We start from the raw sequence: 13,217 nt of genomic DNA, 5'->3' as shown, positions 1-13,217 counted from the left end.
GCGCTCCCCCGACTGGACTCGAACCAGTAACCTGCCGATTAACAGTCGGCTGCTCTGCCAATTGAGCTACAGGGGATTGCTGCGTGCGCCAAACAGCCGACCACCGGTGGTGCCGAGGGGCGCTCGTTCGTTGCGAGACATAGATTAGCGCAAGCAGGGGGGTGCTCCGCCAATCGGTATCGGCAGTGGGCCGGGCGGGCCGGGCACCGACACTTCGAAGGGCGGCAGGTATGCGGTACAAGGTCACGTTCGTGGTGGGACTGGCCCTCGGGTACGTGCTCGGCACCCGCGCGGGGCGCGAGCGCTACGAACAGCTCAGGAAGTCCGCGCGGGAGATCTCGCGGAACCCCGCCGTGCGCAACGCGGCGGAGACGGCCGGGCAGAGCGGACGGCAGTTCGCGGGCAAGGCGTTCGCCGTCGTCAGCGACAAGGTCGGGGACGCGGTCCCGGGCTCGCTGGCCGACCGGGTGCGGTCACTGCGCGGGCGGGGCTCCGCCGAAGACGAGTGGGGCACCACCAACACCTGACCCGCACCACGTGACCGCCGGCACCTGACCGCCGAGACCTGACCCGGCGGCAGGTACCGCGGCGGACGGGGCGGCCCGCCGGTGCGGCAGAATTCACTCCATGGGGATAGTCGCCGGGCTGGACAGCTCTTCCACCTTCACTCGCATCGTCGTCTGCGACACCGACACGGGCGCCGTGCTGCGCCAGGGGTACGCACCCCATCCACAGCACGGCGCCGCCGAACCCGACGGTGCGCATCCCCACGAGACCGACCCGCAGACCTGGCTGCTCTCCCTCGGGGAGGCCGCCGGCGGCGGGCTGCTCGAAGGCGTGCAGGCCATCGGCGTCTCCGCGCAGCAGCACGGGGTGCTCGCGCTGGATGCCCAGGGGGCGCTCGTGCGCCCGGCGCTGGTCGGCAACGACAAGCGCGGCCAGGTCGCCGCCGCCGAGCTGATCGAGGCGCTCGCCGCCGACGGCCGGGGCGGGCGCCAGGCCTGGGCGGAAGCCGTCGGGTCCGTCCCCCAGTCGGCGCAGCCGATCGCCAAGCTGGCCTGGCTCGCGCGCACCGAGCCCGAAGCGGCGCGGCGCGTGGCGGTCCTGATGTCCCCGCACGACTGGCTGGTGTGGCAGTTGTTGGGCCGCCCGGTCCGGCGCACCACCGACCGCGGCGGTGCCTCCGGCACCGGCTGGTGGTCGGCGGCCACCGGTTCCTACCGCCCCGACCTCGTCGAGCTGGCGCTCGGCCACCGCGCGGTGCTGCCCGAGGTGCTCGGCCCGGCCGACGCCGCGGGCACCACCCCGGAGGGGCTGCTGATCTCCGCCGGTACCGGCGAGACCATGGCCGCGGCCCTGGGCCTCGGGCTCGGTCCCGGCGACGCGGTGGTCTCGCTGGGCGCGTCCGGTTCCGTGATGGCCGTGCACCACGAGGCGCTGTCCGAACCGAACGGGCTGATCACCTCGCTGGCCGACGCCGCCGGGATGCACCTGCCGGTGGTGAACACCTCCAACGCGGTACGGGCCCTGCGCGGCACCGCCGACATGCTGGGCACGGACCTGGAGGGCCTCTCCGACCTGGCCCTGAAGTCGACGCCGGGGGCGCACGGGCTGGTCCTCCTCCCCTACCTGGAGGGCGAGCGGACCCCGAACCTGCCGCACGCGGCCGGCACGCTGTCGGGGCTGCGGCGCGACTCGATGAAGCCGGAGCACCTGGCGCGGGCGGCCTTCGAGGGCATGCTGTGCGGGCTGGTGGACGCGCTGGACGTACTGCGCACCCGCGGCGTGGAGATCCGCCGGGTCTTCCTGCTGGGCGCGGCGGCCGGGCTGCCCGCGGTGCAGGCGGCCGCGCCGGGACTGTTCGGTACGCAGATCGTCGTACCGCAGCCCGCGGACTACGCGGCGCTGGGCGCGGCGCGCCAGGCGGCGTGGGCGCTCGGCGTGGCGCAGGGCACGCTCGCCCCGCACACCCCGCCGGTGTGGCCGGCCCCCGCGGCGCAGGTCTTCGAGGCGGGCGAAGACCTGGCGGTGTGGCAGGCGGTGCGCCAGCAGTACGTGGCGACGCGCGAGCAGATCCACCCGGGGGCGTTCCAGGGCTGAGGCGCGGCACGGCCCGCACCGGCCGGGCCCTAGGCCTCGGCGGGGTGCGGGCTACTCCTTTTGAACCGGCTTTGCGAAAAAGAGTGGGGATCACGCCCCCGGTTGGCCGAAGATGGGGTGCCCCCCTCGATCTTGCCGACCGGAGCCTGCGCGTGCTCATACGACTTCTGCGGACCCATCTGGGTCCGTACCGCAAACCCATTGCCCTGCTGGTGCTGCTGCAACTGCTGCAGACCAGCGCGAGCCTGTACCTGCCCACGCTCAACGCCGACATCATCGACAACGGTGTCGTCAACGGCGACACCGGCTACATCCTGTCCTTCGGCGCGCTGATGCTGGGCGTGTCGCTCGTCCAGCTGGTGTGCAACGTCGGCGCCGTCTACTTCGGCGCCCGGACGGCGGCCGCCGTCGGCCGTGACATCCGCGGCGCGGTGTTCGACCGGGTCCAGAGCTTCTCCGCGCGGGAGCTGGGCCACTTCGGCGCGCCCTCGCTGATCACCCGCACGACGAACGACGTCCAGCAGATCCAGATGCTGGTCCTGATGTCCTTCACCCTGATGGTGTCGGCGCCGATCATGTGCGTCGGCGGCATCGCGATGGCGCTGTCCCTCGACGTGAAGCTGTCCGGCGTGCTGGCGGCGGTGGTGCCGGTGCTCGGCGTCGCGGTCGGCGCGATCGTGTGGCGCACGCGTCCCCTGTTCCGCCTGATGCAGACGCGGCTGGACACGGTGAACCGGGTGCTGCGCGAGCAGATCACCGGCAACCGGGTGATCCGCGCCTTCGTCCGCGACCAGTACGAGAAGGACCGCTTCCGGCAGGCCAACACGGACCTGACCGCGGTCTCGCTGGCCTCCGGCAAGCTGCTGGCCCTGATGTTCCCGACGGTCATCCTCGTCGTGAACATCTCCAGCGTCGCCGTCATCTGGTTCGGGGCGATGCGCATCGACAGCGGCCAGATGGAGATCGGTCAGCTGACCGCCTTCCTCGCCTACCTGATGCAGATCGTCATGTCCGTGATGATGGCCACCTTCATGTTCATGATGGTGCCGCGCGCCGAGGTGTGCGCGGAGCGCGTCCAGGAGGTCCTGGACACCGAGACCAGCGTGACGCCGCCCACCGACCCGGTGCGCGAGCTGGCCCGGCACGGGCAGCTGGAGCTGCGCGGGGCCGACTTCCGCTACCCGGGCGCCGAGGCGTCCGTCCTGCGCGGGGTCGACCTGGTGGCCCGGCCCGGCGAGACGACCGCGGTGATCGGCTCCACGGGCAGCGGCAAGTCCACGCTGCTGGGGCTCGTACCGCGGTTGTTCGACGCGACGGGCGGTGAGGTGCTCGTCGACGGCGAGGACGTGCGGCGCCTGGATCCGGCGCTGCTGGCCAAGACGGTCGGCCTGGTGCCGCAGAAGCCGTACCTGTTCTCCGGAACCGTCGCCTCCAACCTGCGCTACGGGCGCCCCGACGCGACCGACGAAGAACTGTGGCAGGCGCTGGAAGTGGCCCAGGCCAAGGGCTTCGTGTCCGAGCTGGAGGGCGGTCTGGAGGCCCCCATCTCCCAGGGCGGAACGAACGTCTCCGGCGGCCAGCGCCAGCGCCTCGCCATCGCCCGCACGCTGGTGCAGCGTCCCGAGATCTACCTCTTCGACGATTCCTTCTCCGCCCTGGACTACGCGACGGACGCGGCGCTGCGCGCGGCGCTCGCCCGCGAGACCGAGGACGCGACCGTGGTCATCGTCGCCCAGCGGGTGTCCACGATCCGCGACGCGGACCGGATCATCGTGCTGGACGAGGGCCAGGTGGTGGGCGAGGGGCGCCACCACGAACTGATGGCCGGCAATGAGACCTACCGGGAGATCGTGCTCTCCCAGCTGACGGAGGCGGAGGCCGCATGAGCGGGCCCGGAGGACGGATGATGATGGGACCGCCGACGACGCGGTCCCTGGACTTCAAGAATTCCGGCAAGCGGCTGCTGGCGCAGCTGACGACGGACCGGGCCCCGCTCTGGGGCATGATCGTCGCGGTCGTCGGCAGCGTCGCCTGCTCGGTGGTCGGTCCGAAGATCCTCGGCCAGGCTACCGACCTGGTGTTCGCCGGGATCGTGGGCCGCAGCATGCCGCGCGGGATCACCAAGGAGCAGGCCCTGGCCGGGCTGCGCGCCAAGGGTGAGGACGGCATGGCCGACATGCTGTCCGGGACCGACTTCACGCCCGGTCACGGCATCGACTTCGGCGGTGTCGGCGTGGTCGCGCTCTGGGCGCTGGCCACCTTCACCGCGGCCGGACTGCTGATGCTGGTGGCGACCCGGCTGGCGAACCGCGTGATGAACGGGACCCTGTACCGGCTGCGCGAGGAGCTGCAGGACAAGCTCTCGCGGCTGCCGCTGTCGTACTTCGACCGGCAGAAGCGCGGCGAGGTGCTCAGCCGGGCGACCAACGACATCGACAACATCGGGCAGACGCTCCAGCAGACGATGGGGCAGCTGCTCAACTCGCTGCTGACGATCATCGGCGTGCTGGCGATGATGTTCTGGATCTCCCCGCTGCTGGCGCTGGTCGCGCTGGTGACGGTACCGATGGCGATCTTCATCGCGGCGCGGATCGGCAAGAAGTCGCAGCCGCAGTTCGTGGCCCAGTGGAAGGTCACCGGCACGCTCAACGCGCACATCGAGGAGATGTACTCGGGGCACACGCTGGTCAAGGTCTTCGGGCGCCAGGAGGAGTCCGCGGCGACCTTCGCCGAGCAGAACGAGGCGCTGTACCGGGCCTCGTTCAAGGCGCAGTTCGTCAGCGGGATCATGCAGCCGGTGATGTTCTTCGTCTCGAACATCAACTACGTGCTGGTCGCGGTCGTCGGCGGGCTCCGGGTCGCCTCGGGCACCCTGTCGATCGGCGACGTCCAGGCCTTCATCCAGTACTCGCGCCAGTTCTCGATGCCGCTGACGCAGCTCGCGTCGATGGCGAACCTGGTGCAGTCGGGCGTGGCCTCGGCCGAGCGGGTCTACGAGCTGCTCGACGCCGAGGAGCAGGAAGCGGACGCGCCGGTCCAGGAGTTCGCGGAGCGGGTCCGCGGCGCCGTCTCGCTGGAGAAGGTGTCCTTCCGCTACGAGCCGGACAAGCCGCTGATCGAGAACCTGTCGCTGTCCGTCGAGCCCGGCCAGACGGTCGCGATCGTCGGCCCGACGGGCGCGGGCAAGACCACGCTGGTCAATCTGCTGATGCGGTTCTACGAGGTCACGGGCGGCCGGATCGCCCTCGACGGGGTGGACATCGCCAAGATGAGCCGCGAGCAGCTGCGCTCCGGCATCGGCATGGTGCTCCAGGACACCTGGCTGTTCGGCGGCACCATCGCGGAGAACATCGCCTACGGCGGCGACGCGTCCCGCGAGGTGACGCGCGCCGAGATCGAGGAGGCCGCGCGGGCCGCGCACGCGGACCGCTTCATCCGCACGCTGCCGGACGGGTACGACACCGTGCTGGACGACGAGGGCGCGGGCGTCAGCGCGGGCGAGAAGCAGCTGATCACGATCGCCCGGGCGTTCCTCTCGGATCCGGTGATCCTGGTGCTGGACGAGGCGACGAGCTCGGTCGACACCCGTACGGAGGTGCTGATCCAGAAGGCGATGGCCCGGCTGGCGGCCGGCCGTACGTCCTTCGTGATCGCGCACCGGCTGTCCACGATCCGCGACGCGGACGTCATCCTGGTGATGGAGAACGGCTCGATCGTGGAACAGGGCACGCACGAGGGGCTGCTGGCGGCCGACGGCGCCTACGCGCGGCTGTACGCGGCGCAGTTCGCGCAGGCGGTGGCCGAGGTCGACTGACCGGGGTCGACTGACCGGGACGGCGGGTCCGGTGGGTCCGGTCGGTCCGGTCGGTCCGGTCGGCACTGCGGATCGTGGGTGGGGGCGTCCTTCGGGGCGCCCCCTTCGGCGTCGTCGGGCGGGTCTCAGTCCAGGTAGCCGCGGAGCTGGTCGGCGAAGGCGTGGTCGCGCAGCTTGCTGAGGGTCTTGGACTCGATCTGGCGGATCCGCTCGCGGGTCACGCCGAAGATCCGCCCGATCTCCTCCAGGGTCCGGGGGCGGCCGTCGGCGAGCCCGTACCGGAGCTGGACGACCCTGCGCTCGCGCTCGCCGAGGGTGGAGAGCACGGCCTCCAGGTGTTCGCGCAGCAGGAAGAACGCGGCGGACTCCACGGGCGAGGCGGCGTCCCCGTCCTCGATCAGGTCACCGAGGGCGACGTCGTCCTCCTCGCCCACGGGGGCGTGCAGCGAGACCGGCTCCTGGGCGAGGCGCAGCACCTCCAGGACCCGTTCGGGCGTCAGCTCCAGGTGGGCGGCGACCTCTTCGGCCGTGGGCTCGTACCCGCGCTCCTGGAGCATGCGGCGCTGCACGCGGACGACCCGGTTGATCAGCTCCACCACGTGGACGGGCACGCGGATGGTGCGGGCCTGGTCGGCCAGCGCGCGGGACATGGCCTGCCGGATCCACCAGGTGGCGTAGGTGGAGAACTTGTACCCGCGGGCGTAGTCGAACTTCTCAACGGCCCGGATGAGCCCGAGGTTCCCCTCCTGCACGAGGTCGAGCATCGTGAGTCCGCGGCCGACGTACCGCTTCGCGACGGAGACGACGAGCCGCAGGTTCGCCTCGATCAGGCGGCGCTTGGCCATCCGGCCCAGGACCACCAGCCGGTCGAGGTCCAGGGCGAGGCGGGTGTCGAGGCCGGTCGCGGTGCCGAGCTTCTCCTCGGCGAACAGGCCCGCCTCGACGGCCCGCGCCAGTTCCACCTCTTCCGCCGCCGTGAGCAGCTGGATCCTGCCGATCTCGCGCAGGTACTGCCGGAACAGGTCGGCGGAGGGCCCGCCCGCGGCGCTGCTGTCGCCGCGCCTGCGCTGCGCCGGCACCAGCAGGGTTTCGACCGCCTCCGGCGCCTCGGGCTCTTCGTCCACGGCCACGACCTCGGGCTCGGGCTCTTCCGCGGCGCCTGCGGCTTCCGCCGCCACGACGGGATCGGTCACGGACAGGGTCTGGGTCTGCACGGGGGCGACCTCCAGGGCTCCGAGGACTCAGGCACCGCCACTCAGTGTGGAGTACGACACATCGCTGCCACGAGGGGCGTGCGAGCACTTTCTGAGTCCGGTGCGTGACCGGATGGTTACCCCCCGGCGAGAACCCCGATGCGGACCGGACGCATGTCCGAGAAGGCCGCCCCCGAGTCCGGGGCGGCGTCCGCCGCCGTGGCGCCTCAGGCCTCCTGCGGTCCCGTCGGCGGGGTGAGGGGTTCCAGGCGGACCGCGCACACCTTGAACTCCGGCATGCGGGAGACGGGGTCCAGGGCCGCCTGGGTGAGGGTGTTGGCGCGGCCTTCGCCGGGCCAGTGGAAGGGCATGAAGACCGTGTCCGCGCGGATGGTGTCCGTGATGCGGGCCGGGACGACCACCCGGCCGCGGCGGGAGACCACGGCCAGGGGACGGCCCTCGCGCGCGCCGACGCGGGCCGCGAGCCGGGGGTGCAGTTCGACGAAGGGGCCGGGGGCGGCGGCGTTCAGTTCGTCCACCCGCCGGGTCTGCGCCCCCGACTGGTACTGGGCCACCACCCGCCCGGTGGTGAGCAGGACCGGGTACTCCGCGTCGGGCACCTCGGCGGCCGGGCGGTGCGAGACGGCGACGAACCGGGCCCGCCCGTCCTCGGTGGCGAACCGGTCGAGGAACAGCCGCGGCGTCCCGGGGTGCGGGGCGGGGGCGGTCCCGGGGAGCCCGGGAGCGGGGGCCGTGCCGGGCGCGGCCGTCGGCCCGGGGGTGGGCGTCGGCCCGGGGGCGGTCCCGGGGGCCCCGGGGGTCCCGGGGGCGGGGGCCGGCACCGGCGCGGCGGCCTTCCCCGGCGCGGGTGCCGAGCCGGGCGCGGGTGCCGCCCCCGGCTCGGGCAGGGGCGCCGGGCAGGGCCAGAAGACGCCCTGTTCCGCTTCGATGCGGGCGTAAGAGATGCCCGAGTAGTCGGCCGGGCCGCCGGCCGAGGCGCGGCGGAGTTCCTCGAAGACCTCTTCGGGGTCGGTGGGGAACCCCTTCTCCAGGCCCAGCCGGCGCGCCAGCCCGTGCAGGACGTGCAGGTCGCTGCGCACCCCCGGCGGCGGGGTGAGGGCCTGGCGGCGCAGCAGGACGCGCCCCTCCAGGTTCGTGGTGGTGCCGCTCTCCTCCGCCCACTGGGTGACCGGCAGGACCACGTCCGCCAGGGCAGCCGTCTCCGACAGGACCACGTCGGCGACGGCCAGGAAGTCCAGCGAGCGGATCCGTTCCTCGATGTGGGCGGCGCGCGGGGCGGAGACCACCGGGTTCGAGCCCATGAGGAGCAGGGCCCGGACATCGGTGCCCAGCGCGTCGAGGAGTTCGTACGCACTGCGCCCCGGGCCGGGCAGGCTGTCCGGGTCGACCCCCCACACGCCGGCGACGTGCGCCCGGGCGGCCGGGTCGGTGAGCTTGCGGTAGCCGGGGAGCTGGTCCGCCTTCTGGCCGTGCTCGCGGCCGCCCTGGCCGTTGCCCTGGCCGGTGAGGCAGCCGTAACCGGAGTACGGGCGGCCCGCGCGCCCCGTCGCGAGGCACAGGTTGATCCACGCGCCGACGGTGTCCGTGCCCTTGGACTGCTGCTCGGGCCCGCGGGCGGTGAGCACCATGGCGGATTCCGGGGCGCAGAACATCCGCACCGCCTCGCGCAGCCGGGGCACCGGCACGCCGGTGAGGCTTTCCACCAGTTCCGGCCAGTGCGCCATGGCGGCGGCCCGGGCTTCGGGCCAGCCGGTGGTGCGGGAGGCGATGAACTCCTCGTCGGTGCGCCCTTCCGCGACCACGAGGTGCAGCAGGCCGAGGGCGAGCGCGAGGTCGGTGCCGGGTCGGGGGGCGAGGTGCAGGTCGGCCTGGTCGGCGGTGCGGGTGCGGCGCGGGTCGATGACGATCAGCGTGCCGCCGTTCTCCTTCAGCTCGGTGAGGTAGCGCAGTGCGGGCGGCATGGTCTCGGCGAGGTTGGAGCCGACGAGGATCACGCATCCGGTGCGCGGGATGTCCTCCAGGGGGAAGGGCAGCCCCCGGTCGAGGCCGAAGGCGCGCTGGTGGGCGGCTGCGGCCGAGGACATGCAGAAGCGGCCGTTGTAGTCGATCTGCGAGGTCCGCAGGGCGACCCGGGCGAACTTGCCGAGCGCGTACGCCTTCTCGTTGGTGAGCCCACCGCCCCCGAACACCCCGACCGCGTCCGGCCCGTGGTCGCGGCCCGTGCGGGCCAGACCCTCGGCGACCGCGTCGAGGGCCTCCTCCCAGGTGGCCGGCTCCAGCTGCCCGGCGTGGGTGCGGATGAGCGGCTGGGTCAGGCGCACCCGGGAGGAGAGCACGGCGGGTGCGGTGCGGCCCTTGCCGCACAGCGCGCCCCGGTTCACGGGGAAGTCCGTACGCTCCTCCACCGCCACCGTCATGCCCCCGCCCTCCGGCCCCGGCCCGGGGCGGAGGTTCATGCCGCACTGCAGGGCGCAGTACGGGCAGTGCGTGGCGACGGCGGGGGCGGTGGCCCCGGCGGCGGCCGTGCCGTCGGCCGCGGTGCCGGAACCGGAGCCGGTGCCGGTGCCGGTACCGGCGGTGCTGCCGGTGCCGGCCGAGGTGGCAGTGGTGGTTGGGGCGACGTCCCGAGGGTGCATACGGCCACCCTGCGCCGGGGCTGTTACGCGGGCCGCCGCTCCCCGTTACGCGCCCGGTACGACGACCTCAGCGCCCGGTCCACCACCCGGTGAGGTGGACCCGTGCGTGCCAAGCGTGCCCTGTGCCAAGCGCGCCCCGTGCCGAGTGTGCCCCGTGCCGAGCGCGTCAGTTAGGCAGGGCGGCCAGGGCGCGCGCCACTCCTTCCTCCTTGGGTCCCAGGAAGCGCGGCTGCGGCTTGAACACCGCGTCCAGCGCGGCCTTGCCCGAGGCGAACACCTCGCGGACGCCGCCGTAGTACCAGGTCACGTCGTGCGCCTGGTCGACGCCCACTCCGTACGACTCGACACCCGCCGCCTCGCACAGCGCCACCGCCCGGCGTATGTGGAAGCCCTGGCTGATCAGCACCGCCCGGTGCACCCCGAAGATCTCCCGGGTCCGCACGCAGGAGTCCCACGTGTCGAAGCCGGCGAAATCGCTCACTATGCGCCCGTCCGGCACCCCGTGGCGCGTGAGGTAGGCGCGCATCGCGTCCGGTTCGTCGTACGCCACGCGGCTGTTGTCGCCCGTCACCAGCACCACCTTGACCCGGCCCGCGCGGTACAGCGCGGCGGCCGCGTCCAGCCGGTTCGCCAGAGACGGGGTCGGCTGCCCGTCCCACAGCCCCGCCCCGAAGACCACCGCCACCTCCGCCGCGGGCGTGTCCGCCGTCGTGCGCAGCCGGTCCCCGGCCGCCGCGTGCGTCCACGCCGAGGGCAGCAGCGCGAGCACGCACCCGAGCATCACCACCCGGACCGCCCGGCGCCGCCCCCGCACCGTCCCCCACCCCGGCCCCCGCAGGGACCGCACCCTCGACGTGAGCCCCGAACCGAGCCTCGCCCTGAACCCCATGACCCATCCCCCCTTGCACCCCTGTACCCGCGCCATCCACACCGTTCGCACGGATTGACGAACCGGAGCGGTCCCGCAGTTCCTTCCGCCCCGCCTTTCACTCGTACGAATGAGCGGGTGAGCAGCCGGAAAACGTCCGTCACGCCCGCGCAACGACACGGCAACCTGCGCCCGCCACCATCGGAGCACGGCGGATCCCGCGCCCACCCGAAACGATTCCTCCCGGGCCGCGGACCGGCCCCGCCCTCCCGGCTTCCCCTCCCCCGGCCCTCCCTCCCCTGGTCCTCCCGCACCGGCCCCACGGAGACCCCGCATGCAGCCCACCCTCGTCGCCGTGGCCCACGGCAGCCGCGACCCCCGCGCCCTGGCCACCGTCTCGGCCCTGCTCGACCGCGTCCGCGAGCTGCGCCCCCGGCTGCGGGTCCGGCTCGGCCACATCGAGCTGAACGAACCCCTGCTGGACACCGCGCTCGCCGCGCTGGATCCGGGCGCGGCCGTGCTCGTACCGCTGCTCCTCGGCCGCGGCCACCACGTCAAGCACGACCTGCCGGCAGCCGCCGCGCGCGCTCCCCACCTGCGCGTGCGCGTCGCGGCCCCGCTCGGCCCGCACCCCCTGCTCGTCGAGGTCCTGCGCGAGCGGCTCCTCGAAGCGGGCTGGACCCCGGGCACCGCCGCCGTCCTCGCCTCCGCCGGATCCCGCGACCCGGACTCGGCCGCCGACACCCGCCGCACCGCCGCCCTGCTCTCCGAACGGCTCGGCGGGGTGCCCGTCGTCGCCGCCTACGCCTCGGCCGCGGCGCCGAGCGTGCCCGAGGCCCTGCGCGCCCTCGCCGCCCGGGGCCACCACCGGGCCGCCGTGGCCTCGTACTTCACCGCACCGGGCCGGTTCGCCGCCCAGTGCGCGGCGGCCGCCCCCGGCGCCGCCGCCGATCCGCTCGGCGCCCACCCGGCGCTCGCCCGGCTCGTCCTCCAGCGCTACGACGCCGCCCTGGCCGCGCGGTCCGCGGATCGCGCGCACCCCGCCCCCGGACACCGGTCCGGCCACCCGGACCAGCGGGAACTCGCCCCCGCGTAGGGCGGCGCCGCTCCGGCGAACGAGCGGTGCCGGCCGCTGCGCCCGTCATCGGAGTTCGTCCGGAGCGGGTTCGGATTGCTCCGATTGTCGGTCGCTCCGGTTAACGTCTGAGCATGGAAGGCATGGACAGCACCGCACCCGTCCCGTCACCCGCGTCGTACGATCCGGACGCGACCGAGCGCTGGGCGACCGAGCCCGACAAACGTCCGGGCCGCACCGCCTTCCAGCGCGACCGCGCCCGGGTGCTGCATTCCGCCGCCCTGCGCCGCCTCGCCGGGAAGACCCAGGTGGTCACCCCCGGCTCCCGTTCCTACGACTGGGACGCCAGCCCCCGCACCCGGCTCACGCACTCCCTCGAATGCGCCCAGGTCGGCCGGGAGCTGGGCTGGGCGCTGGGCTGCGACCCCGACCTCGTCGAGGCCGCCTGCCTCTCGCACGACATGGGCCACCCGCCCTTCGGGCACAACGGCGAGGAAGCGCTCAACGAGTTCGCCAAGGACTGCGGCGGCTTCGAGGGCAACGCCCAGTCGCTGCGCCTGCTGACGCGCCTGGAGCCCAAGCGGTTCGCCCCGCATCCGGACACCGGCGAGCTGGTGAGCGTGGGCCTCAACCTCACCCGGGCCTGCCTCGACGCCGCCACCAAGTACCCGTGGGCGCGCGGCGACCACCCCACCGACCCCGGCTCGGTGAAGTTCGGCGCCTACGAGGACGACCTGCCGGTCTTCGAGTGGCTGCGGCGCGGGGCGCCCGCCGACCGCAAGTGCTTCGAGGCCCAGGTGATGGACTGGGCGGACGACGTGGCGTACTCCGTCCACGACTTCGAGGACGGACTGCACGCGGGCCACCTCGACCCCAACATGCTCTTCGCCGAGCCGGAGCGGGACGAGATCTGGCGGGTCGCCATCGGGCGCTACGTCCCGGCGGACACCGACCCCGGGGAACTGCGCGCCGCCCTCGACCGTTTGATGGAACAGGAGTGGTGGCCGCACGGCTACGACGGCTCCGCGGTCGCCCAGGCCCGCCTCAAGGACGCCACGAGCCAGCTGATCGGCCGCTTCTGCCTGGCCGCGGAAGGCGCCACCCGCGCGGCGTACGGCACCGGCCGCCTCACCCGGTACGCCGCCGAGCTGGTGGTCCCCCGCGAGGCCCGCAACGAGTGCGCCGTCCTCAAGGCGGTCGCGGACCTGTACGTGATGCAGCGCGACGAACAGGAGCGCCTGCGGGCCGACCAGCGCATCGTCCTGGCCGAACTCGCCGAGGCGCTGAGCGCCCGCGCCCCGGAAGGGCTGGACCCCCAGTTCCGGGCGATCTTCGACGCCGCGCCGGACGACAAGGCCCGCAAACGCGCGGTCATCGACCAGATCGCCTGCCTCACGGACGCCGCCGCCCGCTCCCTCCACGCGCGCCTCGCGCTGCCCCCGCGACGCGCCGGGAGGTGAGCCGATCGGGCCACTCCCCCTTCACGCGGCAGGCTCAGTGCGGGACGCTC

At 73.6% G+C, this 13,217-nt stretch carries 9 protein-coding genes and 1 tRNA gene; 6 read left to right on the top strand and 4 right to left on the bottom strand.

Going from position 1 to position 13,217, the window contains the following annotated elements; genetic code table 11:
* Positions 1-3: 3 nt before the first annotated feature.
* Positions 4-76: transfer RNA gene (locus tag AC0693_RS07445), tRNA-Asn, on the bottom strand.
* 154 nt (positions 77-230) lie between these two features.
* Here AC0693_RS07445 and AC0693_RS07440 point away from each other — a divergent pair.
* The 4 genes from AC0693_RS07440 to AC0693_RS07425 all read left to right on the top strand — a co-directional run bounded on the left by AC0693_RS07440 (position 231) and on the right by AC0693_RS07425 (position 5,914).
* A complete protein-coding gene (locus AC0693_RS07440) occupies positions 231-527 on the top strand; it encodes a YtxH domain-containing protein (RefSeq protein ID WP_356410115.1) in 297 nt (98 codons plus the stop codon).
* A 100-nt stretch (positions 528-627) separates the two neighbouring features.
* Positions 628-2,100, top strand: a complete 1,473-nt coding sequence (locus AC0693_RS07435; RefSeq protein ID WP_356410112.1) for an FGGY family carbohydrate kinase — start codon at positions 628-630, stop codon at positions 2,098-2,100.
* A gap of 152 nt (positions 2,101-2,252) precedes the next feature.
* Positions 2,253-3,986, top strand: a complete 1,734-nt coding sequence (locus AC0693_RS07430; RefSeq protein WP_478741193.1) for an ABC transporter ATP-binding protein — start codon at positions 2,253-2,255, stop codon at positions 3,984-3,986.
* Positions 3,983-5,914: an ABC transporter ATP-binding protein gene (locus tag AC0693_RS07425; RefSeq protein WP_478801203.1), complete on the top strand. Its 1,932-nt coding sequence runs from the start codon at positions 3,983-3,985 to the stop codon at positions 5,912-5,914. The genes AC0693_RS07430 and AC0693_RS07425 overlap by 4 nt, the downstream gene beginning before the upstream one ends.
* Before the next feature lie 125 nt (positions 5,915-6,039).
* Here AC0693_RS07425 and AC0693_RS07420 read toward each other — a convergent pair whose 3' ends face one another.
* From AC0693_RS07420 to AC0693_RS07410, 3 genes are all read right to left on the bottom strand, one after another.
* Complete coding sequence (locus tag AC0693_RS07420) at positions 6,040-7,092, bottom strand: RNA polymerase sigma factor (RefSeq protein ID WP_469319471.1); 1,053 nt, start codon at positions 7,090-7,092, stop codon at positions 6,040-6,042.
* Positions 7,093-7,334: 242 nt separating this feature from the next.
* The gene (locus AC0693_RS07415) at positions 7,335-9,584 is read right to left on the bottom strand and encodes a molybdopterin oxidoreductase family protein (RefSeq protein WP_478801358.1); all 2,250 of its coding nucleotides are present in this window, start codon (positions 9,582-9,584) and stop codon (positions 7,335-7,337) included.
* A 346-nt stretch (positions 9,585-9,930) separates the two neighbouring features.
* Positions 9,931-10,545 (bottom strand): SanA/YdcF family protein, encoded by a 615-nt coding sequence (locus tag AC0693_RS07410; RefSeq protein WP_478801357.1) that lies wholly within the window; start codon positions 10,543-10,545, stop codon positions 9,931-9,933.
* Between the two features lie 421 nt (positions 10,546-10,966).
* Between AC0693_RS07410 and AC0693_RS07405 the strand changes: the two genes are divergently transcribed.
* On the top strand, positions 10,967-11,728 hold the full coding sequence (locus AC0693_RS07405; protein WP_478801202.1) for a sirohydrochlorin chelatase: 762 nt from the start codon (positions 10,967-10,969) through the stop codon (positions 11,726-11,728).
* Positions 11,729-11,841: 113 nt separating this feature from the next.
* A complete protein-coding gene (locus tag AC0693_RS07400; RefSeq protein WP_468463330.1) occupies positions 11,842-13,167 on the top strand; it encodes a deoxyguanosinetriphosphate triphosphohydrolase in 1,326 nt (441 codons plus the stop codon).
* Positions 13,168-13,217: the final 50 nt, after the last annotated feature.

The organism is Streptomyces sp. NPDC043876 (genome assembly GCF_056435825.1).
The sequence above is the reverse complement of the archived record's forward strand: the minus strand, read 5'-3'. Positions and strand labels throughout refer to the sequence as shown.